This is a genomic window from Pseudomonas sp. SWRI77, assembly GCF_014269105.1.
In the GTDB taxonomy this organism is placed as follows: Bacteria; Pseudomonadota; Gammaproteobacteria; order Pseudomonadales; family Pseudomonadaceae; genus Aquipseudomonas; species Aquipseudomonas capeferrum.
Map to the genome: position 1 here is coordinate 93,112 of NZ_JABWRV010000004.1, position 21,207 is coordinate 114,318.

At 64.4% G+C, this 21,207-nt stretch carries 20 protein-coding genes; 11 read left to right on the forward strand and 9 right to left on the reverse strand.

From position 1 onward, the window contains the following. Positions 1-161: 161 nt before the first annotated feature. Positions 162-506 carry a pilin assembly protein gene (locus HU766_RS05705; RefSeq protein WP_186654394.1) on the reverse strand — a complete coding sequence of 115 codons (345 nt, stop codon included), beginning with the start codon at positions 504-506 and terminating at the stop codon, positions 162-164. 181 nt (positions 507-687) lie between these two features. On the opposite strand from HU766_RS05705, the gene ppc reads away from it, so the two are divergent. The 7 genes from ppc to HU766_RS05740 all read left to right on the forward strand — a co-directional run bounded on the left by ppc (position 688) and on the right by HU766_RS05740 (position 7,840). Then, positions 688-3,315, forward strand: coding sequence for a phosphoenolpyruvate carboxylase (ppc, locus tag HU766_RS05710; protein ID WP_186654398.1), 2,628 nt, complete (start codon positions 688-690; stop codon positions 3,313-3,315). A gap of 257 nt (positions 3,316-3,572) precedes the next feature. Continuing rightward, positions 3,573-4,223 (forward strand): adenylate kinase, encoded by a 651-nt coding sequence (gene adk, locus HU766_RS05715; RefSeq protein ID WP_186654400.1) that lies wholly within the window; start codon positions 3,573-3,575, stop codon positions 4,221-4,223. Between the two features lie 86 nt (positions 4,224-4,309). Continuing rightward, the gene (gene tsaB, locus HU766_RS05720; protein ID WP_186654409.1) at positions 4,310-4,984 is read left to right on the forward strand and encodes a tRNA (adenosine(37)-N6)-threonylcarbamoyltransferase complex dimerization subunit type 1 TsaB; all 675 of its coding nucleotides are present in this window, start codon (positions 4,310-4,312) and stop codon (positions 4,982-4,984) included. A 131-nt stretch (positions 4,985-5,115) separates the two neighbouring features. Continuing rightward, on the forward strand, positions 5,116-5,412 hold the full coding sequence (locus HU766_RS05725) for a hypothetical protein (RefSeq protein WP_186654412.1): 297 nt from the start codon (positions 5,116-5,118) through the stop codon (positions 5,410-5,412). A 3-nt stretch (positions 5,413-5,415) separates the two neighbouring features. Beyond that, positions 5,416-6,285 carry a DUF72 domain-containing protein gene (locus HU766_RS05730; RefSeq protein ID WP_186654414.1) on the forward strand — a complete coding sequence of 290 codons (870 nt, stop codon included), beginning with the start codon at positions 5,416-5,418 and terminating at the stop codon, positions 6,283-6,285. Positions 6,286-6,313: 28 nt separating this feature from the next. Continuing rightward, positions 6,314-7,144, forward strand: coding sequence for an isocitrate lyase/phosphoenolpyruvate mutase family protein (locus tag HU766_RS05735; RefSeq protein WP_186654416.1), 831 nt, complete (start codon positions 6,314-6,316; stop codon positions 7,142-7,144). Between the two features lie 6 nt (positions 7,145-7,150). Further along, a complete protein-coding gene (locus HU766_RS05740) occupies positions 7,151-7,840 on the forward strand; it encodes an extensin family protein (protein WP_186654419.1) in 690 nt (229 codons plus the stop codon). A 12-nt stretch (positions 7,841-7,852) separates the two neighbouring features. Here the strand turns inward: HU766_RS05740 and HU766_RS05745 are convergent, their stop codons facing one another. Further along, entirely contained in the window at positions 7,853-8,473 is a 621-nt protein-coding gene (locus HU766_RS05745; RefSeq protein ID WP_033700909.1) for a hypothetical protein, read from the reverse strand. Positions 8,474-8,576: 103 nt separating this feature from the next. On the opposite strand from HU766_RS05745, the gene HU766_RS05750 reads away from it, so the two are divergent. Then, positions 8,577-9,353 (forward strand): class I SAM-dependent methyltransferase, encoded by a 777-nt coding sequence (locus HU766_RS05750; RefSeq protein WP_186654421.1) that lies wholly within the window; start codon positions 8,577-8,579, stop codon positions 9,351-9,353. A gap of 35 nt (positions 9,354-9,388) precedes the next feature. Here HU766_RS05750 and HU766_RS05755 read toward each other — a convergent pair whose 3' ends face one another. Next, positions 9,389-10,030: a TetR/AcrR family transcriptional regulator gene (locus HU766_RS05755; RefSeq protein WP_186654423.1), complete on the reverse strand. Its 642-nt coding sequence runs from the start codon at positions 10,028-10,030 to the stop codon at positions 9,389-9,391. Between the two features lie 293 nt (positions 10,031-10,323). Between HU766_RS05755 and HU766_RS05760 the strand changes: the two genes are divergently transcribed. Then, positions 10,324-11,424, forward strand: a complete 1,101-nt coding sequence (locus HU766_RS05760; protein WP_186654426.1) for an efflux RND transporter periplasmic adaptor subunit — start codon at positions 10,324-10,326, stop codon at positions 11,422-11,424. Positions 11,425-11,430: 6 nt separating this feature from the next. Beyond that, positions 11,431-14,496, forward strand: a complete 3,066-nt coding sequence (locus HU766_RS05765) for an efflux RND transporter permease subunit (protein WP_186654428.1) — start codon at positions 11,431-11,433, stop codon at positions 14,494-14,496. 76 nt (positions 14,497-14,572) lie between these two features. Here HU766_RS05765 and HU766_RS05770 read toward each other — a convergent pair whose 3' ends face one another. The 3 genes from HU766_RS05770 to plsB form a co-directional block, all read right to left on the reverse strand. Beyond that, positions 14,573-15,262, reverse strand: a complete 690-nt coding sequence (locus HU766_RS05770; RefSeq protein WP_033700903.1) for a DUF4197 domain-containing protein — start codon at positions 15,260-15,262, stop codon at positions 14,573-14,575. 33 nt (positions 15,263-15,295) lie between these two features. Further along, positions 15,296-15,694 (reverse strand): YbaY family lipoprotein, encoded by a 399-nt coding sequence (locus HU766_RS05775; RefSeq protein WP_033700902.1) that lies wholly within the window; start codon positions 15,692-15,694, stop codon positions 15,296-15,298. 76 nt (positions 15,695-15,770) lie between these two features. After that, positions 15,771-18,257 (reverse strand): glycerol-3-phosphate 1-O-acyltransferase PlsB, encoded by a 2,487-nt coding sequence (plsB, locus tag HU766_RS05780; RefSeq protein ID WP_186654438.1) that lies wholly within the window; start codon positions 18,255-18,257, stop codon positions 15,771-15,773. A 232-nt stretch (positions 18,258-18,489) separates the two neighbouring features. Here plsB and HU766_RS05785 point away from each other — a divergent pair, with 232 nt between their 5' ends. Beyond that, positions 18,490-18,699, forward strand: coding sequence for a cold-shock protein (locus tag HU766_RS05785; RefSeq protein WP_027595776.1), 210 nt, complete (start codon positions 18,490-18,492; stop codon positions 18,697-18,699). A 90-nt stretch (positions 18,700-18,789) separates the two neighbouring features. Here the strand turns inward: HU766_RS05785 and HU766_RS05790 are convergent, their stop codons facing one another. The 3 genes from HU766_RS05790 to dapE are packed head-to-tail and all read right to left on the reverse strand — an operon-like array spanning position 18,790 to position 21,148. Next, a complete protein-coding gene (locus HU766_RS05790) occupies positions 18,790-19,167 on the reverse strand; it encodes a hypothetical protein (RefSeq protein WP_186654443.1) in 378 nt (125 codons plus the stop codon). 17 nt (positions 19,168-19,184) lie between these two features. Continuing rightward, positions 19,185-19,997 carry a putative RNA methyltransferase gene (locus HU766_RS05795; RefSeq protein ID WP_186654446.1) on the reverse strand — a complete coding sequence of 271 codons (813 nt, stop codon included), beginning with the start codon at positions 19,995-19,997 and terminating at the stop codon, positions 19,185-19,187. After that, positions 19,997-21,148 carry a succinyl-diaminopimelate desuccinylase gene (dapE, locus tag HU766_RS05800; protein ID WP_186654456.1) on the reverse strand — a complete coding sequence of 384 codons (1,152 nt, stop codon included), beginning with the start codon at positions 21,146-21,148 and terminating at the stop codon, positions 19,997-19,999. Before dapE ends, HU766_RS05795 begins: the two co-directional genes overlap by 1 nt. Between the last annotated feature and the right edge of the window lie 59 nt (positions 21,149-21,207).

The following is a 21,207-nucleotide window of genomic DNA, read 5'->3' on the forward strand; positions in this document are numbered from 1 at the left end:
GGCTATTTGCTCGGACTCGGGCGTTTTTCGAATAGTTCAGAAAAAAGTGCCGTTGACGGATAACTTTTTCTGACTGATTGGTCAGTGAGGTTTACCTGGAACTTTCAGCGCCATGGGCGGTATTCCGGGCCTTGCAGGCCCGGAAACAGGGGGTGGGGTGGTTATGTTTCGCTGTCATCAGCAGTGCTGCTGAGTTCCTGCAGGTGACGGCGAGACAACGACAGAAAACGCGGGGTAGGGCCGATGTCTTCGAACAGTGGGTCACCTTCTTCATCGGTGGCGATAACCTGGCGCCCCTGTACATAAGGGAAGCTGGCTTCCAGTTCCTCAAGGGCTGCCGCCACCAATTCGCCGAGCAGTTCTTCGGCGGTACGTTTGGGGTACATGTCGATCAGCGCGGCCAGGCGCGCCTCCGACTCCAGGTCCAGATGCAGTACATGGCCGGTACGGCTCAGGGTACCTGCGGCATTCTGTTCCCAGTGCTGGGCGAGTTCACGGATTTTCATGATGACCTCTGTCAACGCCTCGAAAGGCTGCATTGCATCGGAGTGCTCTGCTTGCACTTTAGTTTGCTTTGCCGATCGCGGCTTGGCTGGGGCGCTTGCCATCGACGCTTGGCTGTGGGCACTCTTGGCCCAGTGCTGTTTCCTGAACGAGTGCGCCAAGGCTGCGCCACAGAGAGGGCCAATGACCGATATCGATGTGCGTTTGCGTGAAGATGTCCATGTGTTGGGGGAGTTGCTCGGCGAAACCATTCGTCAGCAGCACGGGGATGCGTTTTTGCAGAAGATCGAAGCCATTCGTCACAGCGCCAAGGCCGACCGCCGGGTGGCTGGCGAGCAATTGAGCTCGACCCTGGCGGACCTGGCCGATGAAGACTTGCTGCCAGTGGCCCGGGCGTTCAACCAGTTTCTCAACCTGGCCAACATGGCCGAGCAGTACCAGTTGATCCGCCGTCGCGATGCCGACCAGCCAGAGCCATTCGAAGCGCGGGTGCTGCCCGAGCTGCTGGCACGCCTGAAGCAGGCCGGGCATGGCAACGACGCCTTGGCCCGGCAGTTGGCCAAGCTCGATATCCAGCTGGTGCTGACGGCCCACCCCACCGAGGTCGCGCGCCGCACCTTGATCCAGAAGTACGATGCCATCGCCGCTCAGTTGGCAGCCCAGGACCATCGCGACCTGACCCCTGGCGAGCGCCAGCAGGTGCGCGAGCGCCTGCGCCGGCTGATCGCCGAAGCCTGGCACACCGAAGAGATCCGCCGTACCCGGCCCACCCCGGTGGACGAGGCCAAGTGGGGCTTTGCGGTGATCGAACATTCCTTGTGGCAGGCCATCCCCAACCACCTGCGCAAGATCGACAAGGCGCTGCACGATGCCACCGGGCTGCGCCTGCCGCTGGAGGCCGCACCGATCCGCTTCGCCTCCTGGATGGGCGGCGACCGCGACGGCAACCCCAATGTCACGGCCGCAGTCACCCGCGAAGTGCTGTTGCTGGCGCGCTGGATGGCGGCCGACCTGTTCCTGCGCGATATCGACGCCTTGGCTGCAGAATTGTCCATGCAACACGCCAGCAGCGCGCTGCGTGAGCGGGTCGGCGACAGCGCCGAACCTTACCGCGCCGTGCTCAAGCAATTGCGTGAGCGCCTGCGGGCGACCCGCGCCTGGGCGCATGCCGCCTTGACCAGCAGCCAGCCCGCCGGTGCCGAAGTGCTGGTGGACAACCGCGACCTGATCGCGCCGCTGGAGCTGTGCTATCAATCGCTGCATGAATGCGGCATGGGCGTGATCGCCGAAGGGCCGCTGCTCGACTGCCTGCGCCGTGCCGTGACCTTTGGCCTGTACCTGGGGCGCCTGGACGTGCGCCAGGACGCTGCCCGGCACCGCGATGCCCTGACCGAGATCACCGATTACCTGGGCTTGGGGCGCTACGCCGAGTGGGATGAAGAGCAACGTATCGCGTTCCTCCTGGCCGAACTGAAAAACCGCCGGCCGCTGCTGCCGGCGCACTTCCAGCCCCAGGCGGAAACCGCCGAGGTGCTGGCCACCTGCCGGGAAATTGCGGCGGCGCCGGCCGCTTCGTTGGGCTCCTATGTCATCTCCATGGCCGGTGCCGCGTCGGATGTGCTGGCGGTGCAACTGCTGCTCAAGGAAGCCGGGCTGACCCGCCCGATGCGCGTGGTACCGCTGTTCGAGACCTTGGCCGACCTGGACAACGCCGGCCCGGTGATGCAGCGCCTGCTTGGCCTGCCGGGCTATCGCGCCGGCCTGCGCGGCCCGCAGGAAGTGATGATCGGCTATTCCGACTCCGCCAAGGACGCCGGCACCACGGCAGCCGCCTGGGCGCAGTACCGGGCCCAGGAAAACCTGGTGCGCATCTGCCGCGAGCATCAAGTCGAGTTGTTGTTGTTCCACGGCCGTGGCGGCACCGTTGGCCGTGGCGGCGGCCCGGCGCACGCGGCGATCCTGTCGCAGCCACCGGGCTCGGTGGCTGGGCGGTTCCGCACCACCGAGCAGGGCGAGATGATCCGCTTCAAGTTCGGTTTGCCTGGCATTGCCGAACAAAACCTCAACCTGTACCTGGCGGCCGTGCTGGAGGCCACCTTGTTACCGCCACCCCCGCCGCAGCCTGCCTGGCGTGAGGTGATGGACCAACTGGCTGCTGATGGGGTGCAGGCGTATCGCAGCGTGGTGCGCGACAACCCCGATTTTGTCGAGTATTTCCGCCAGTCGACGCCGGAGCAGGAGTTGGGGCGCCTGCCTTTGGGCAGCCGCCCGGCCAAGCGCCGCGCCGGCGGCATCGAGAGCCTGCGGGCCATCCCGTGGATCTTCGGCTGGACCCAGACGCGCCTGATGCTGCCAGCCTGGCTGGGCTGGGAAACCGCCTTGAACAATGCCTTGCAACGCGGCCAGGGCGAACTGTTGGCGCAGATGCGCGAGCAATGGCCGTTTTTCCGCACCCGTATCGACATGCTGGAGATGGTGCTGGCCAAGGCCGATGCTCAAATCGCCGAGGCCTACGACGAACGTCTGGTGCAACCGGACCTGCTTCCTTTAGGTGTGCACCTGCGCGACCTATTGTCGCAGTCCTGCCAGGTGGTACTGGGCTTGACCGGGCAGCCGGTGCTACTGGCGCACAGCCCCGAAACCCTGGAATTCATCAGCCTGCGCAACACTTACCTGGACCCGCTGCACCGCCTTCAGGCCGAGCTGCTGGCGCGTTCGCGCAGGCGCGAAGCCGCTCTGGACAGCCCGCTGGAGCAGGCCTTGCTGGTCACCGTGGCGGGCATCGCCGCGGGCCTGCGCAACACCGGCTGAGGCCGCGTCTGGTTTGCCAGGCGCAGGTGTGAGGAGGGAGGCCATCAGGAATGGGGAGGGCGGTTGCGCCGAGCGCAACCGCTTGCCGGGCAGGTCGCAAGTGGCGCATTCCTGCAACTTTGGGACGCTTGTCTGGCTGCCGGGCGCTGTGTATCTTGAGCAGCCTTCTGACCGATTTATGGTCATACCCGATTTTCCGGACTTGGCCCTGGTTGCCGAATCCATTGAATTTCATAAAAAAATTTGAGGAGCACGAGATGCGCGTAATTCTGCTGGGAGCTCCCGGGGCCGGTAAAGGTACTCAGGCAAAGTTCATCACCGAGAAGTTCGGTATTCCACAGATCTCCACCGGTGACATGCTGCGTGCCGCCGTCAAGGCCGGTACCCCGCTGGGCCTGGAACTGAAGAAAGTCATGGATGCCGGCCAGCTGGTCTCCGACGATCTGATCATCAGCCTGGTAAAGGAGCGCATCGCCCAGCCGGATTGCGCCAACGGCTGCCTGTTCGACGGCTTCCCACGGACCATTCCGCAAGCCGAAGCCATGGTCGCCGCCGGTGTCGACATCGACGCCGTGGTCGAAATCGCCGTTGACGATGAAGAAATCGTTGGCCGTATGGCCGGTCGCCGTGTGCACCTGGCGTCGGGCCGCACCTACCACATTCAGTACAACCCGCCGAAAGTGGCAGGCAAGGACGACGAGACCGGCGAAGACCTGATCCAGCGCGACGACGACAAGGAAGAAACCGTGCGTCATCGCCTGTCGGTCTACCACACCCAGACCAAGCCGCTGGTCGAGTTCTACCAGAAGCTGTCGGCTGCAAATGCTGGCAAGCCGAAGTACAGCCACATCGAAGGTGTCGGTTCGGTCGACGCCATCACCGCCAAGGTACTGGCAGCCCTGAGCTGATCCATCGCCTTGCATCACAACGGCCCGCTTGCGGGCCGTTGTCGTTTATACTGGCGCTCTTTTCCCTGCACCTGGAAACCCGTTCGATGACCACCCTGCTGGCCCTGGATACCGCCACCGAAGCCTGTTCCGTCGCCTTGTTGCATGACGGCAAGGTAACCAGCCATTACGAGGTGATCCCACGTCAGCACGCGCAGAAGTTGCTGCCGATGATCAAACAGCTGCTGGCTGACTCGGGTGTGGCCTTGAATGCGCTGGACGCCATCGCGTTCGGCCGTGGCCCGGGGGCCTTCACCGGCGCGCGGATCGCCATCGGTGTGGTCCAGGGCCTGGCGTTCGCCCTCGAGCGCCCGGTGCTGCCGGTGTCCAACCTGGCCGCGCTGGCGCAAGGTGCGTTGCGCGAGCAGGGTGCGCAGCACGTGGCGGCCGCCATCGATGCGCGCATGGACGAGGTGTACTGGGGCTGCTACCAGGCCATCGCTGGCGAAATGCGCCTGGTCGGCCAGGAAGCGGTACTGCCGCCCGAGCGCGTGGCGCTGCCCGACGCCAGCACCGCCGAGTGGTTCGGTGCCGGTACCGGTTGGGGCTATGCCGAGCGCCTGGCTGTGCACGTCGCCGCCAGCAATGCGGCGGCGTTGCCCAATGCCCTGGATATCCTCAGCCTGGCCAGCTTTGCCTGGGCGCGCGGCGAAGCGATCGGCGCCGAGCAGGCGCAACCTGTGTACTTGCGCGATAATGTAGCGACACCCAAGAAGCGCTGAGTGTTGTTCGTCGGTTATCGCCGATGACGCTAAAACCTTTCTCGCGAACTGTGGTCCAGTTATCACTCAAGCATTAGCGACGTAACTCTGATGCTGCTAAATTGCCATCATCGGTTCTGAGTGTTCACGCCATGCGTATCGACGGTTTCTCATCGCAGTCCTACCCGATCAAGCGCACACCGCGCAAAGCGTCGGTGCGCGATGAGGCCATCGAAGATGCCGACATCATCGACAGCGGCGAGCAGGGTGAGCTGGCCCAGGAGGCGGCCGTTCGCCGTCGCAGCGGTGGCCTGCCAGCCCGTCAGCAAGACATGATCTTCCCTCGCGCCCGTGACCGGCGTACCGCCACTGCGTTGGCGAGCTACCTGAGCACGGCCGGTTTTACCGATTGGGACATGGAAGTGCTGGGGCTCGACCTGTACATTTGAGGGATGATTCCTTCTCTTCTGCCTTATTTTCTGGGTTGTCCGTCATGGAGCGAAAACGCCTGGCGCGACTACCTGTACCCCGCCGATGCCCGAGCCGCTGAGTACCTTGGCCTGTACAGCCAGGTGTTCAACGCGGTCGAAGGCAATACCACCTTCTACGCCAGCCCCGCACCCGCCACCGTGGCACGCTGGGCGCAGACGATGCCGGCGCACTTTCGTTTCACCGCCAAATTCCCCCGCGAGGTCAGCCATGGGGGAGACCTGCGCGATCAGCTGGACGCGGCCGCTGCCTTCACCCGTTTGATGGCACCGCTGGGTGGACGAGTATCGCCTTACTGGCTGCAGTTGCCTGCGTTATTCGGGCCTTCGCGCCTGGCAGAGTTGAGCCATTTTCTGGATCAAGTGGGTGTGCCGTTGGCCGTCGAAGTGCGCAACGAGGCTTTTTTTGCGCGCGGTGAAGAGGAGCGGCAGCTCAACCGGCTGTTGCTCGAGCGTGGTGTCGAGCGCATCTGCCTCGACCCGCGGGCGTTGTTCAGTTGCACCTCGCGCGAGCCCGCCGTGCTGCATGCCCAGGCCAAGAAACCCAAGGTGCCGCCACGCCCGGCCGCCTTCAGCCAGCATCCGCAGGTACGTTTCATTGGCCATCCGCAGCTTGAAGCCAACGAAGCCTTCCTGACGCCCTGGGTGGCCAAGGTGGCCAGTTGGGTCGAGGAAGGTCGTAGCCCCTACATCTTCCTGCACACCTCGGATAACCGCCTGGCCGCGGCGTTGGCCCAGCGTTTTCATCAACGTCTGATGCAGCGCCTGCCTGGCCTTGCACCTTTGCCGGAATTGCCACGCGCCCCTGAGGTCGAACAGCTGGGACTACTCTGACCACTCCTGACTGCCTGAGGTTGAGACCATGGATGTGCAAACCCTGCGAGCCGAAGCCTTCAAGGCACTGCACGAACGCGACAGGGCCTTCGTCATCCCCAACCCGTGGGATGCCGGCTCCGCCAAGCTGCTCGCCAGCCTGGGCTTCGAGGCGCTGGCCACGACCAGCGCGGGCCTGGCGTTCAGCCTGGGCCGACCGGATGCCGAAGGTGCCTTGAGCCTGGACGAAACCCTGGATAACGCCGGGGCTATTGTCGATGCCACGGCCTTGCCGGTAGCCGCCGACCTGGAGAACGGCTTCGGCGACCTGCCCGAAGACTGCGCACAGAGCATCCTGCGGGCCGCCGAGGCGGGTCTTGTAGGGGGTTCCATCGAAGACGCCAGCGGGCGCAGTGAAGCCCCTATCTATGACCATGGCCTGGCTGTAGAACGCGTCCGCGCGGCGGTTCAGGCAGCGCGTAGCCTGCCGTTTCCGTTCACCCTGTGCGCCCGTGCAGAAAACCTGCTGCACGGGCGCCTGGACCTGGATGACACCATCCTGCGCCTGCAAGCTTATGCCGAGGCCGGGGCCGATGTGCTCTACGCGCCAGGGCTGCGCACCGTCGAAGAAATTCGCGCGGTGGTGCAGGCGGTGGCGCCCAAGCCGGTCAATGTGCTGATGGGGCTGGCGGGCGTGACCCTGAGCGTCAACCAGTTGCAAGACCTTGGGGTGCGCCGCATCAGTGTCGGCTCGTCGCTGGCCCGTGCGGCGCTGGGGGCTTTCCACCGGGCCGCGTTGGAGATTCGTGACGAGGGTACGTTCGGCTACGGTGAACAGGCGCTGCCCTTTGCCCAGCTCAACGACCTGCTCCGCCGCTGAATCGCCATGCGTGCCTTGCTGGTACTGTTGCTGGGCCTGTCACTGCTGGCAGGCCTGGCCTGGCATTTTGGCTGGCGCCTGCCGGCTGCCTGGAACCCCTGGGCGCCGCTGGACGTGCGCCAGCCGCCGAACCTGCTCACCACCTTCAAGCTGTCGCGCCTGCGCGATGACCCCGCGCTATGCCGTCAGGCACTGGAAACCAGCGATCTGCGGTACCGGGCGCAAGCCGACAGCCCGGCCTCGGCCAATTGCCCGCTGCGCAACGTATGGCGCATCAAGGGCGGTCAGGCGCGGCTCAGCAGCAGCTTCCTGGCCAGTTGCCCGTTGGCGGTGGCTTACGCGCTGTTCGAGCAGCATGGGCTGCAACCGGTGGCGCAGCGGGTATTGGGGCAGCGGGTGACGCAGGTCGACCACCTGGGCAGTTTTGCCTGCCGCAATGTCTATCACCGCAAACAAGGCCGGCTCAGTCAGCACGCCACCGCCAATGCCCTGGACATCAGTGGTTTTCGCTTGCAGGACGGGCAGCGCATCGTACTGGCTCGGGACTGGCAAGCGGGGGGGCAGAAAGCTGATTTCCTACGTCAGGTGCAGCAGGTGGCCTGTGAACGCTTCAGTACCGTGCTGGGGCCAGACTACAACGCCGCGCACCACAATCACTTCCACCTCGATATGGGCCGCTGGCAGATCTGCCGCTGAGCTTGCGCAACCTCAGGCGTGAACGCGAACGTTGTTCAGCACCACCGGGCGCGCCCAGTGGATGTCGAACGCCAGGTCATTCTGCTGCTTGGCCAGCGTGGTTTCGTCGAAAGGCTCGGGGGCCGGGTCCAGCAGGTTCGTCTCGAACTCGGCGATAGGCAGGAACAGCGGGCGCGGGGAGGGGCCTGGGCCGGGCTCGGCAAGCGGGTGACCCTGGCTCATGACCACCGGGCGCAACCAGCTGTTGCTCAGGTCGAGTTCACGCTGCTGCTCTATCAGCTCGATGGCGCTGAACGGCTCGGCGGCGGGCTCCAGCAGGTTGGCTTCCAGTTCGGCCTTGGGCAGGAACAGTGGCTCGGGCGGTGCGATTTCGGTGTCGTGCACCGGCAGCGCACGCTGGGCATCGATCAGCGCCAGCGCCCTGGCACCGCCGACCGGCTCGCCGCTGTGCTGATCGTACTGGACGAACGACTGGCTGACGCTGTCCGCTTCCTCTGCCTGTTGCTCGGCCATGGCGCGGGCAAAGAAATCCTGCCACAGGTGGCTGACGCCCCCGAGTGTCTGGGTATTCTGTTGACCGTAGTGGCCGACAGGCGACAGGTAGGTCAAACCGATGGGAAGAGTATCTGTCATGGCAGTCGCGCGCGTTGTGCTCTGGCAGAATAGCGGGATATTGCCTGTATCGGCCGTGGTTGCCGATTCATAAGGGCGTGGTTTGATTTTTTAGGTGTGGACGATGGAAGAGCAAGGCACGGGTATCAGGGTCGAAGCGATGTCGGCAGAGTATGCGCAACAGGCTATGGCGTGGGCCGAGCGCCTGGGCCTGCCGCTGCAGGACGATGCCGCGGGTTTCGCCGTGCAGGTGGGCGCTGAAGGCTTGCAGATCCAGCAACTGGGCCCGCAGGCGCCTGGGCCGGTGCGGGTGGACTTCGTCGAAGGCCAGGCCGCGCATCGGCGCCAGTTTGGCGGTGGCAACGGCCAGATGATCGCCAAGGCAGTGGGCATCGCCCAGGGTGTACGACCGCAGGTGCTCGATGCCACGGCAGGGCTGGGCAAGGATGCATTTGTGCTGGCCAGCCTGGGGTGCCAGATGACCCTGATCGAACGCCAGCCGCTGATTGCCGCATTGTTGGAAGACGGCCTGGCGCGGGCGCGGGCGGATGACGAGGTGGGCCCGATCGTTGGGCGCATGTGCCTGCTGACCGGCAACGCCATCGAGCGCATGCGTGCCTGGGAAGGGGAGCCGCCGCAGGTGATCTACCTCGACCCTATGTTCCCGCACCGGGACAAAAGCGCGCTGGTGAAGAAGGAGATGCGCGTATTCCGGCCACTGGTCGGTGATGACCTGGATGCCCCGGACTTGCTAGAAGCCGCTTTGGCGCTTGCCAGCCACCGGGTGGTGGTGAAACGGCCACGCAAGGCGCCTATCATCGACGGGCCGAAGCCAAGCCACAGCCTGGAGGGCAAGTCGAGCCGGTATGACATTTACCCGAAGAAGGCCCTGAAGGCCTGACCGGAATGCATGCCGATTCGTGTGTTGTCGGCCAATCAGGGGTGGAAGGCGCGTATGAACACCCCCACCACCTCCCGCACATGCGCCTCGGCTTCATCCCCTTCCAGCGGCCCGGCGCAGCCGAGCAGCAACCGATAATCCGGTGCGCCCTTGACCAGGCAGAAGAAGTGCTCCGCCGCGCGCAACGGGTTGTCGATGCGCAGTAACCCGCGCTCATCCGCCCCGCGCAGCAGCGCTTCCATTCCCGCCAGCACGCGCTTGGGCCCAGCTTCGTAGAAGTACTCGCCAAAGCTTGGGTCCAGGCTGCCTTGGGCCATGATCAGGCGGCTGAGCTTAACTGCTTCGTCACTGCTGATCAGCGCCTGGAAGTTACGGGCAATGGTCAGCAGCACCTCGTCCACCGGTGCCCCCTCGGGGTACTCGAACAGCAGGTCCGGTAGCTGGATCTGGCAGGTGGCCATGACCGCCGAGCAGAACAGCGTCTGCTTGTCGGTGAAGTGGCTGTACACCGTGAGTTTTGAAACACCTGCCGCCGCAGCGACCGCATCCATGCTGGTGTTGGCATAGCCAAGGCTGAGGAACAGTGTCTTGGCCGCTTCGAGGATCGCCTCGCGTTTGGCCAGGTCCTTGGGCCGGCCTGGTCCGATGGGTGCGTCGTTGGGCATTGGAGTCTGCATCTTGTTGAAGAGTCGCCCATCTTAGCGGGTCGGACGCCTTTCGGTGAAAGTGTCCATGCAATACGTGCTGTCTGTCACTGGACAGTTGTGTTGGGGCGGGAGGTGTTTGGCGGGGGATTTATAGCGCTTTTGAGATCGAGCGCCGCCCGCGCGGCGCTCGATCTCACAGGCGCCAGAGGCCTCAAGCCCCACCTTGCAAAAACCACCACAGACACCCTTCCCGGCGCCGATTCCCTGATTTAATATACCCGTCAGTATAAATATTCGATGTGCTCTTCGCGAAAGGATTCATCATGTTGCGCCATGCCTTGTCCATCGCTCTGCCCACTGCCGTCGCGCTGCTCCTTGCGGCGTGCGGCCAGGAAGCCGCGCCACCTGCCGCGCCGCGCCCGGCACTGGTGATTCAACCACAGCCGGCCGAAGCAGCTGCCGACAGCTACCCCGGCGAAGTGCGCGCGCGCTTCGAACCGGAGCTGGCCTTCCGCATTACCGGCAAAGTCAGCAAACGCCTGGTCGAAGAGGGCCAGCGGGTCAAGGCCGAGCAGCCGCTGGCCGAGCTGGACCCACAGGATGTGCGCCTGCAACTGGAAGCCAATCGTGCCCAGCTGGCCGCCGCCGAGGCCAACCTGTCGCTGGTGCGCGCCGAGCGTGATCGCTACCAGAAGCTGCTGGATCGGCAGATGGTCAGCCACTCCCAGTACGACAATGCCGAAAACCTGTACCGCGCTGGCATGGCCCGCCTGAAACAAGCCAAGGCCGAGTTCGATGTGGCCGGCAACCAGGCCGAGTACGCAGTGCTGCGTGCGCCGCAGGCCGGTGTCATCGCCAAGCGCCAGGTCGAAGTCGGCCAGGTGGTCGCGGCCGGGCAGACCGTGTTCACCTTGGCCGCAGACGGCGAGCGTGAGGTGGTCATCGGCCTGCCGGAGCAGCAATTTTCCCGTTTTGCCGTGGGCCAAGGCGTCAGCGTGGAGCTGTGGTCGCACCCAGGCGAGCGCTTCGACGGGCGTATCCGTGAACTCTCGCCGGCAGCCGACCCACGTTCGCGAACCTTCGCCGCACGCATCGCCTTCACCTCGGCCAAGGCGCCCGCCGAGCTGGGCCAGAGCGCACGTGTTTTCATCGCCCATGAAGGGCTGATCCCACTGGCAGTGCCGTTGTCGGCGGTCACTGCAGAAAACGGCCAGGCCTATGTCTGGCGGGTCGGCCAGGACCGCCGCCTGGAGCGCACGGTGGTGCGCCTGGGGCCGTATGGCTCTGACAGTGTACCGGTGCTCGAAGGCTTGAAACCGGGCGACTGGGTGGTCGCCGCCGGGGGCCATGTGCTGCGCGAGGGGCAGGAGGTGCGCCCCGTGGATCGCACCAACCGTGTAGTGAACCTGACGGCCAAGGAGTAAGTCCCGATGGGTTTCAACCTTTCCGCCTGGGCGCTGCGCAATCGCCAGATCGTACTGTTCCTGATGATCCTGCTGGCTGCCATTGGCGCCATGTCCTACACCAAGCTGGGCCAGAGCGAGGACCCGCCGTTCACCTTCAAGGCCATGGTCGTGCGCACCGTGTGGCCCGGCGCCACCGCCGAGGAAGTGTCGCGCCAGGTCACCGAGCGCATCGAGAAGAAGCTGATGGAGACCGGCGAGTACGAGAAGATCGTCTCGTTCTCCCGCCCGGGCGAGTCGCAGGTGACCTTCATGGCCCGCGACTCGCTGCATTCCAAGGATATCCCGGAGCTGTGGTACCAGATCCGCAAGAAAGTCGCGGACATCCGCCACACCTTGCCGCCGGAAATCCAGGGCCCGTTCTTCAATGACGAATTCGGCACCACGTTCGGCAATATCTACGCGCTGACCGGCACGGGCTTCGATTATGCGGTGCTCAAGGACTACGCCGACCGCATCCAGATCCAGCTGCAGCGGGTCAAGGATGTGGGCAAGGTCGAGTTGGTCGGGCTGCAGGACGAGAAGGTCTGGATCGAGCTGTCCAACCTCAAGCTGGCGACCCTCGGCGTGCCACTGGAAGCCGTCCAGCAGGCCCTCCAGGAGCAGAACGCGGTCAGCACGGCGGGCTTCTTCGAGACGCCCAGCGAGCGCCTGCAACTGCGGGTCAGCGGCCGCTTCGACAGTGTCGAGCAGATTCGTCAGTTCCCGATTCGGGTGGGCGATCGCACCTTCCGCATTGGTGACGTAGCCGAGGTGCACCGCGGCTTCAACGACCCACCCGCGCCGCGCATGCGCTTCATGGGTGAAGACGCCATCGGCCTGGCCGTGTCGATGAAGGACGGCGGCGACATCCTGGTGCTGGGCAAAGCCCTGGAGGGTGAGTTCGAGCGCCTGGCGCGCAACCTGCCGGCCGGTATGGAGCTGCGCAAGGTCTCTGACCAGCCGGCTGCAGTCAAGGCCGGCGTCGGTGAGTTCGTCCAGGTACTGGTCGAGGCGCTGGTCATCGTCCTGCTGGTGAGCTTCTTCTCTTTGGGCTTGCGCACCGGGCTGGTGGTGGCATTGGCCATTCCGTTGGTACTGGCCATGACCTTTGCCGCCATGCACTACTTCGGCATCGGCTTGCACAAGATTTCGCTCGGTGCGCTGGTGTTGGCGCTGGGCTTGCTGGTGGACGACGCGATCATTGCCGTGGAGATGATGGCGATCAAGATGGAGCAGGGCTACGACCGGTTCAAGGCGGCCAGCTATGCCTGGACGAGCACGGCCTTCCCCATGCTGACCGGTACCTTGATTACCGCTGCCGGCTTCTTGCCGATTGCCACGGCGGCGTCGAGCACGGGCGAGTACACCCGTTCGATCTTCCAGGTCGTGACCATCGCGCTGCTGACCTCCTGGGTTGCGGCGGTGGTGTTTGTCCCTTATCTGGGCGAACGCCTGCTGCCGGACCTGGCCAAGCTGCATGCTGCCCGTCATGGCAGCGATGGGCATGCGCCGGACCCTTACGCCACGCCGTTCTATCAGCGCGTACGGCGTGTGGTCGAGTGGTGCGTGCGGCGTCGCAAGACCGTCATTCTGCTGACCCTCGCAGCGTTCGTCGGCAGCATCCTGCTGTTCCGCTTCGTGCCGCAGCAGTTCTTCCCGGCGTCCGGGCGCCCAGAGCTGATGGTCGACCTGAAGCTGGCCGAGGGCGCGTCGCTGGCCAATACCGCCGAGCGGGTCAAACAACTGGAGGTGCTGCTCAAGCAGCAGGACGGTATCGACAACTATGTGGCCTATGTGGGCACCGGGTCGCCGCGCTTTTACCTGCCGCTGGACCAGCAGCTGCCGGCTGCCAGCTTTGCCCAGTTCGTCGTGCTGGCCAAATCGATGGAAGAGCGCGAACGGCTGCGCAGTTGGCTGATCGATACCGTCGACCAGCAGTTCCCCGACTTGCGCGCCCGCGTCACGCGCCTGGAAAACGGCCCACCCGTGGGTTACCCGGTGCAGTTCCGGGTGACCGGCGAGCATATCGAGAAGGTGCGCGCCCTGGCCCGCGAAGTGGCCGACAAGGTGCGCGAGAACCCGCACGTGGTAAACGTGCACCTGGACTGGGAGGAGCCAAGCAAGGCGGTGTTCCTGGCCATCGATCAGGACCGCGCCCGCGCCCTTGGCGTGAGCACCGCGCACCTGTCGAGCTTCTTGCGCAGCTCGCTGACCGGCACCACGGTCAGCCAGTACCGCGAGGACAACGAACTTATCGAGATCCTGCTGCGCGGCACGCAGAAAGAGCGTGGCGACCTGGCTAACCTGGGCAGCCTGGCGCTGCCCACCGACAACGGCCAGAGCGTGGCGCTGTCGCAGGTAGCGACCCTGGAGTACGGCTTCGAAGAAGGCATCATCTGGCACCGCAACCGCCTGCCAACGGTGACCGTGCGTGCCGACATCTACGATAAGGAGCAGCCGGCGACCCTGGTGCGACAGATCGAGCCGACGTTAAGCGACGTCAAGGCCAAACTGCCGGATGGCTACCTGCTCGAGGTGGGCGGTACCGTGGAAGATTCCGAGCGCGGGCAGAAATCGGTGAATGCCGGTATGCCGCTGTTCATCGTGGTGGTGTTGAGCCTGTTGATGATCCAGTTGCGCAGTTTCTCGCGCACGGTGATGGTGTTCCTTACCGCGCCCCTGGGGCTGATTGGCGTGACCTTGTTCCTGCTGGTGTTCCGCCAGCCGTTCGGCTTCGTGGCCATGCTCGGCACCATTGCCCTGGCCGGGATGATCATGCGCAACTCGGTGATCCTGGTGGATCAGATCGAACAGGACATCGCCTCGGGGATGGAGCGTTGGCAGGCGATCATCGAGGCTACGGTACGGCGCTTCCGGCCGATCGTGCTGACGGCACTGGCGGCGGTGCTGGCGATGATCCCGTTGTCGCGTAGCGTGTTCTATGGGCCGATGGCGGTGGCGATCATGGGCGGGTTGATCGTTGCGACGGCGTTGACGTTGCTGTTCTTGCCGGCGTTGTATGCGGCGTGGTTCAGGGTCCGGAAGGGCTGAGGCCGCTGGGAGGGCTTTGCCCTCCTTTCGCGACACAAGGCCGCTCCTGCGCAGGAGCGGCCTTGTCGTCTTGGCATCACAGTGCGCCAAATACCTTTTTGGCCAGGCTGGTAGCGGCCTCGGCCGGGTTCTGGCGAATGCTCTGCTCCTGCTTGGCGATCATTTCAAACAGGCCATCCAGGGCCTTTTCGGTCACGTAGCTCTCGACATTGGCGCTCTTGGCACTGCCCAGCCCCAGGGCTGAAGCTTGACCGGCAAAGTTGTTGTATTGCTGAACCACGCCAACCTTGTCGGTCGCTGCCTTGACGATCGGCAGGAACTTGGCGCGGATCTGCTCGCGGCTGCTCTTGTTCAGGTACTGGGTGGCAGAGTCGTCGCCACCGCTGAGGATGCCCTTGGCATCGGTCACGCTCATGTTCTTCACCGCATCCACCAGGATTGCCTGGGCTTGCGGTACCGCCGCCTCTGCGGCCTTGTTCATGCTGTCTTCCAGGGCTGTAACCTGGTCACCCTTGCCGAACATCTTCATGGCCTTGGCGGCCTTGCCGAGGTTGCCCGGCAACTCGATGCGCACGTCCGGGTTGTTGCTGAAGCCGCCGGGGGCACTCAGCTGCTTGACGGCAATCTGCGCGCCCTGGGTCAGGGCGTCTTTCAGGCCACCGCTGGCGTCCTTCTGGGTCAGGTCGCCAAGCGACAGGGCCAGCGCGCTGGCCGACAGCAACAGGCCGGCGCACAGGGCGGTGAAACGCAGGGAGGAGCGAATCATGAAGCTTTCCTTTTGAACAGAAATAGGCGGGTATCAGCGCACGGGGTCGACTTTGACCCGTACTGGCTGCACGTCGCTGCCATCCAGCGTGACGCCGTGATGCTCGGTGTTGATGAACAGCAGCTTGCCGTCCAGTTCGATACGGGCACTCACCGCATAGCGGTGGCCAGGCTTGACCTGGGCCGGGTCGTAGGTGAGGTGGAACGGCAGTGGCACGTTGCCTTTGACCGGGCCGGCCTGGCGCGCCAGGGTGACGGCAGGGGCGTCCATCAGCGACACATCCTGCAGCTCCACGCTGAGGGTGGCGGTGGGCGGCAGGGCGATGCGCTGCAGGTAGAAGACTTCACCCTCAAGGCTCGCCTGGGGCGACGGGGTGTGGCTGGAGCAGGCTGCGAGCAGGGATGCACAACACAGCATTACGAGCTTTTTCATGGAATCTCCGTTGTCCGTGGCGTTGGCTTGTGGCCAACGCCACGGACTTTAACGGATTTGCGCGGTAGATGAAGCCTTAGAGGGCCGAAGTTTCCAGGGCATCGTCGCGATGCAAGGCTACCTGGCGGATCGACAGCCGCAGCTCTGCCGAGAGCACACGCTTGGCGACCCCTTCGGCCAGCTCGGCGAGCTTCTCGTGATAGCCCAGCTTGCCTTGCGCGTCCGCTTGCAGCACCCCTTGCTCGATCAACGTCTGGATGAAGTGGCGGAACAGGCTCTTGTCGAAGAACTCCGGGGCATTCAGGCCATGCAGGATCGACAGGCGCTGGGCCATCATCACGCAGAGGTCTTCCAGTGCTTCGGCGCTCAGGCTGTGTTGGCCGCTGTTGAGCAGCAGCGAGGTGGCCATGTAGAAGCGCTGCAGGGTCTGGGTGATGTTGCGGGCCAGCAAGGTCAGCAACACGAACGGGCGCGAGCTGGGGGCCGGGCGCAGGTATACATCGTTTTCCTGGCGCAGCAGCCCTTGCGCGACCAGCGCCGCTAGCCATTGGTCGATCACCTCGTCCAGTTGCTCGGGTGCCCAGCGCAGGAACAGCTCGGCCTGCAGGTATGGGTACAGCGCTTTGACATACTGGCCAAGCAGTTCACGGCTCATCCGCGAGCTGCTGAGGAAGAAGCTCGCCAGCAGCGCCGGCAGGGCGAAGATATGCAGGACGTTGTTGCGGTAATAGGTCATCAGCACCGCATCGGCTTCATCCAGGTACAGGATGCGGCCCAAGGCGTCCTTCTGCTCAGCCAGCAGCTTCATGCCCTTCACGTGCTCGATCAGCGCCATGCCGTCGCCTTCGGGCAAGGTGGTGTGGGGCGAATACGGTACTTGGCGCAACAGCGCCAGGTACAGGTCGAGCACGCGGCACAGGGCGCGTTCGTCGAGGGCGTGACGGCTGGTGGACAGAAGCGCCAGGGCCACCAGGTTGACCGGGTTGATCGCCGCAGCCCCATTGAGGTGGCGGGCTACGGTTTCACCCAGGCGTGTGGTGGTTTCATTCAACCAGGCTGGGCGGAACTGCGGGCCATGCTCCTGCTCGCGCCAGCCGGGTTGCTGTGCATCGAGAAAGCCGGCCAAACGGATCGGCTCGCCAAAGTTGACATAGACCTGGCCAAAACGCTGCTTGAGCGCGCTGAACACCTTGAAGATGTCGAAGATTGATTCCTTCTTCTTGCTGGCGCCGCGCAACTCGCCCAGGTAGGTGCGGCCTTCGAGCACGCGCTCGTAGCCGATGTACACCGGCACGAAGACGATCGGCGTGCGCGAAGAGCGCAGGAAGCTGCGCAGGGTGATCGCCAGCATGCCGGTGCGCGGCTGCAGCATGCGCCCGGTGCGCGAACGGCCGCCTTCGACGAAGTACTCCACCGGGAAGCCCTTGCTGAACAGCGTGTGCAGGTACTCGTTGAACACAGCGGTATAAAGCGGGTTGCCCTTGAAGGTACGGCGCATGAAAAAGGCCCCGCCACGGCGCAGCAGGCTACCGACCACCGGCATGTTGAGGTTGATGCCGGCCGCCACGTGCGGTGGGGTGAGGCCGTTTTTGAACAGCAGGTAGGACAGCAGCAGGTAGTCGATGTGGCTGCGGTGGCAGGGCACGTAGACGACTTCGTGGCCAGGGGCGATGCCCTGCACCTGCTCGATGTGGTTGACCTTGATGCCGTCGTAGATCTTGTTCCAGAACCAGCTCAGTACCACTTCAAGGAAGCGGATCGCGGTGTAGGTGTAGTCCGAGGCGATCTCGTTGCCATAGCGCAGTGCCTGGGCTTCGGCCTTGGCCAGCGGGATGCCCTCACGCTCGGCCTCATCGCTGATGGCCTGGCGCACCTGCGGGGCATGGACCAGGCCTTTGACCAGGTTGCGTCGGTGCGAGATGTCCGGGCCGATGACTGCCGTCTTGAGGTTGCGAAAGTGCACGCGCATCAGGCGCTGGGCCATGCGCACGGTGCGTTCATGGCCTTTGTTGTGCTGCACCAGTTCGCGCAGGTGGATCGGGGCAGAGAACTGCACGCGGGTCTTGCGCCCCAGTATCAGCACGGTCAGCAGCCGGCGTAGGCGCCCGGTGACCGCCCAGCTGTCGGCGAACAGCAGCTTCCATGGGCTGGACTCACTGGCGGGGGTTTGGCCCCAGAACACGCTCACCGGGATGATCTGCGCATCTTCCTCGGCATGCTGGCTTACCGCTGCGACCAGGCGTTCGAGGGTGGGCGGGGCGCCGCTCTTGTCCTGGCGGCCCAGCCAGTCGGGGTCGGGCGTCAGGTAGAAGAACGCCGCCGGTTCCTGCAATGTGCCCACGGCCACCGGTAGCACCGGGCGTGGCAGCCCCGCTTTGGTGCATTCGCGGTCGAGTACCGCCAGGTCAGTCAGTGAGGGCGAAGGCAGGGCATAGAACACCGGGCGGCTGCGGTCGAGCTTGAGCGTCAGCGACGACTGGTTGATGGTCTCGGAGCGCACCCACAGGTACAACAGGCGACGCAGGGCGCCGAAGATCAGGCGGCGCAGGGGGGAACGGGTCATGGGGTGTGTGCCCTGGGAATGATTTTCAGGTGAGTATCCAGCCATTTAGTCTGCCGTATGTGCGTAAGTTCAGCAAAAATCGGCAAAAAGTGGAGGCGTCATCAATTTTTTTTAATCTGTGTCATATACTCGGCCTGCCACTTGCAGGATATTTCGGCAAGCGGCGTCGGCACGTGGTGATGACTGCGTGCCTACAAGGCGATCTTCACAATAAAAATCCGGAGTAGTTCAGATGTCGTCTCGTGAGACTGGGAATGTAAAGTGGTTCAACGATGCCAAGGGCTATGGCTTCATTCAACGCGAAGGTGGTGCGGATGTGTTCGTCCACTATCGCGCGATCCGCGGTGAGGGGCATCGTACCCTGGTCGAAGGGCAGCAGGTCGAGTACGCCTGCGTGCAGGGCCAGAAAGGCCTGCAAGCCGAGGACGTAGTAGGGCTCTGAGCCTCAAGCTGTAAGCCTCAAGCTGCAAGTGACCGTGTACTTGCAGCCTGATGCGATCCGTCTTGGCGCTTGCAACTTAAAGCTTGCAGCTCAAGAAGTGCGCCAGGTGATTTCCTCTTCACCGTCGGCGCTGATGCGGACCCAGCGATCGGCATCTTCTTCACCGTCTTCCTCGACCCAGCCACCCGGTGCACAGCGGACTTCGACGCCGAGTGCGGCGTGCGCCGCGCGGGCGCAGGCGATGTCATCAGCCCACGGGGTCTGGTCGCTTTCCAGGTAAAGGCTGTTCCATTTCCCCACAGCCTTGGGTAACCAGGTGACTGGAATGTTAACGGCCTTGCACTTGAAGGTCTGGCCTTTCTGCTGCCACTCGCTGCACGGGCCCACGGCCTGGGCCAGCCAGTCGGCAATCTGCTTGTGGTCGACGTCGGCGTCCTTCAGGTAAATCTCGATATCAGGTTGGCGCATAAGGGCTCCGGGTGTGCTCAGTCTTGGCGCACGAAATAGTCATAACGCATGGAAACCGTGACCTCGAACGGCTCGGGCTGGACGATCACCTGTGCCCGTTTTTCGGCGCTGGCGCGCCAGCCGTGCGGGGTCATGGCCAGCAGGTCGGCGCGTGCCTTGGGCGCCGCGAGGCTCAGGCGGAACTCGAGGGTTTCGCTGTGCGCGTGAGCCATGCCCTCCGGCACCAGGGCCAGGTGCTTGTCATCGGCATACGGACGCACTTCATCGTAGAGCACTTCGCGCAGCTCCATCAGGTGGCCGCTGGTCGGGCCGACCCGCATCAAGCCGCCACCGGGGCTGAGCAGGCGTTTGGCTTCGGCCCAGTCCAGCGGGCTGAACACGCTGGCGATGAACTGGCAGCTGGCATCTGCCAGGGGCACGCGGGCCATGCTGGCGACCATCCAGGTAACCGCTGGATCACGCCGGCAGGCGCGCTTGACCGCCTCGCGCGAGATGTCCAGGGCATAGCCGTCGGCATCGGGCAGGGCGTTGGCGAGCTGCGCGGTGTAATAGCCTTCACCGCAACCGATGTCCAGCCAGGCACCGGGCCGGCGCTCGGCGGCCAGCTCGGCCAGGCGGCGGGCCACCGGGGCATAGTGGCCGGCGTCGAGGAAGTCGCGACGGGCTTCGACCATGGCCTGGTTGTCACCGGGGTCACGGCTGTTCTTGTGCTGCACCGGCAGCAGGTTCAGGTAACCCTGGCGCGCACGGTCGAAGCGGTGGCCCGCAGGGCACACCACGCCGTTGTCGAGCGGTGTCAGGGCTGCCTGGCAGAGGGGGCAGGCGAGCATCAGGCGAGCAACCGGACCAGGGTCTGGTAGTAGATCTCGGTCAGCAAGTCGAGGTCGCTGGCCAGGATCCGCTCATCGACCTGGTGAATGGTGGCGTTGACCGGGCCGAGTTCGACCACCTGGGTGCCCATGGTGGCGATGAAGCGGCCGTCCGAGGTGCCGCCACTGGTGGAGGGGTGGGTATCACGGTCGGTGACGGCCTTGATGCTGGCCGACACGGCATCGAGCAACTCGCCCGGTTCGGTGAGGAACGGCAGGCCAGACAGCGCCCACTCGACGCTCCACTCAAGCTGATGCTTGTCGAGGATCGCCGCTACCCGCTGTTGCAGGCCTTCGACGGTCGACTCGGTGGAGAAGCGGAAGTTGAACAGCGCGGTCAGTTCGCCGGGTACCACATTGGTGGCGCCAGTGCCGGAGTTGAGGTTGGAGATCTGGAAGCTGGTCGGCGGGAAGAAGGCGTTGCCTTCGTCCCAGTGTTCGGCCGCCAGTTCTGCCAAGGCGGGGGCGGCGAGGTGAATCGGGTTGCGCGCCAGGTGCGGGTAGGCCACATGGCCTTGCTTGCCACGTACGGTCAGCTTCGCGCCCAGCGAGCCGCGGCGGCCGTTCTTGACCACGTCGCCGAGCAGGTTGGTGCTCGAAGGCTCGCCGACGATGCACCAGTCCAGGCGCTCGTTGCGCGCTTTCAGGCGCTCGACCACGGCCTTGGTGCCGTGGTGGGCCGGGCCTTCTTCGTCGCTGGTGATCAGGAAGGCGACCTTGCCGCGGTGGCCCGGGTAGTCACGCACGAAACGCTCGCTGGCCACCACCATCGAGGCCAGGCTGCCTTTCATGTCGGCGGCGCCACGGCCGCAGAGCATGCCGTCGGTGTCGATCAGCGCTTCGAACGGCTCATGCTGCCACTGCTGCACCGGGCCGGTCGGCACCACGTCGGTGTGGCCGGCGAAGCACAGCACCGGGCCTTCCTGGTTGCCATGGGTGGCCCAGAAGTTGTCGACGTCCTCGATGCGCATGGGTTCGAGGGTGAAGCCCACGGCGCCCAGGCGACTCATCATTTGTGCCTGGCAGTCGGCATCGACGGGGGTGACCGAGGGGCGACGGATCAGGTCGCAGGCCAGTTGAAGGGTAGGCGAGAGCTCGGCAGGGGCCGTCATGGGGAACTCCGGGGCAAGGCAAGGCGGAAAAACGAGGGGCGTTATCTTATATCAAACAA

What these genes read in the sequence shown, in the direction of transcription:
- HU766_RS05705 (WP_186654394.1), bottom strand. Translation starts at nt 506, where the DNA reads ATGAAAATCCGTGAACTCGCCCAGCACTGGGAACAGAATGCCGCAGGT.
- ppc (WP_186654398.1), top strand. Translation starts at nt 688, where the DNA reads ATGACCGATATCGATGTGCGTTTGCGTGAAGATGTCCATGTGTTGGGG.
- adk (WP_186654400.1), top strand. Translation starts at nt 3,573, where the DNA reads ATGCGCGTAATTCTGCTGGGAGCTCCCGGGGCCGGTAAAGGTACTCAG.
- tsaB (WP_186654409.1), top strand. Translation starts at nt 4,310, where the DNA reads ATGACCACCCTGCTGGCCCTGGATACCGCCACCGAAGCCTGTTCCGTC.
- HU766_RS05725 (WP_186654412.1), top strand. Translation starts at nt 5,116, where the DNA reads ATGCGTATCGACGGTTTCTCATCGCAGTCCTACCCGATCAAGCGCACA.
- HU766_RS05730 (WP_186654414.1), top strand. Translation starts at nt 5,416, where the DNA reads ATGATTCCTTCTCTTCTGCCTTATTTTCTGGGTTGTCCGTCATGGAGC.
- HU766_RS05735 (WP_186654416.1), top strand. Translation starts at nt 6,314, where the DNA reads ATGGATGTGCAAACCCTGCGAGCCGAAGCCTTCAAGGCACTGCACGAA.
- HU766_RS05740 (WP_186654419.1), top strand. Translation starts at nt 7,151, where the DNA reads ATGCGTGCCTTGCTGGTACTGTTGCTGGGCCTGTCACTGCTGGCAGGC.
- HU766_RS05745 (WP_033700909.1), bottom strand. Translation starts at nt 8,473, where the DNA reads ATGACAGATACTCTTCCCATCGGTTTGACCTACCTGTCGCCTGTCGGC.
- HU766_RS05750 (WP_186654421.1), top strand. Translation starts at nt 8,577, where the DNA reads ATGGAAGAGCAAGGCACGGGTATCAGGGTCGAAGCGATGTCGGCAGAG.
- HU766_RS05755 (WP_186654423.1), bottom strand. Translation starts at nt 10,030, where the DNA reads ATGCAGACTCCAATGCCCAACGACGCACCCATCGGACCAGGCCGGCCC.
- HU766_RS05760 (WP_186654426.1), top strand. Translation starts at nt 10,324, where the DNA reads ATGTTGCGCCATGCCTTGTCCATCGCTCTGCCCACTGCCGTCGCGCTG.
- HU766_RS05765 (WP_186654428.1), top strand. Translation starts at nt 11,431, where the DNA reads ATGGGTTTCAACCTTTCCGCCTGGGCGCTGCGCAATCGCCAGATCGTA.
- HU766_RS05770 (WP_033700903.1), bottom strand. Translation starts at nt 15,262, where the DNA reads ATGATTCGCTCCTCCCTGCGTTTCACCGCCCTGTGCGCCGGCCTGTTG.
- HU766_RS05775 (WP_033700902.1), bottom strand. Translation starts at nt 15,694, where the DNA reads ATGAAAAAGCTCGTAATGCTGTGTTGTGCATCCCTGCTCGCAGCCTGC.
- plsB (WP_186654438.1), bottom strand. Translation starts at nt 18,257, where the DNA reads ATGACCCGTTCCCCCCTGCGCCGCCTGATCTTCGGCGCCCTGCGTCGC.
- HU766_RS05785 (WP_027595776.1), top strand. Translation starts at nt 18,490, where the DNA reads ATGTCGTCTCGTGAGACTGGGAATGTAAAGTGGTTCAACGATGCCAAG.
- HU766_RS05790 (WP_186654443.1), bottom strand. Translation starts at nt 19,167, where the DNA reads ATGCGCCAACCTGATATCGAGATTTACCTGAAGGACGCCGACGTCGAC.
- HU766_RS05795 (WP_186654446.1), bottom strand. Translation starts at nt 19,997, where the DNA reads ATGCTCGCCTGCCCCCTCTGCCAGGCAGCCCTGACACCGCTCGACAAC.
- dapE (WP_186654456.1), bottom strand. Translation starts at nt 21,148, where the DNA reads ATGACGGCCCCTGCCGAGCTCTCGCCTACCCTTCAACTGGCCTGCGAC.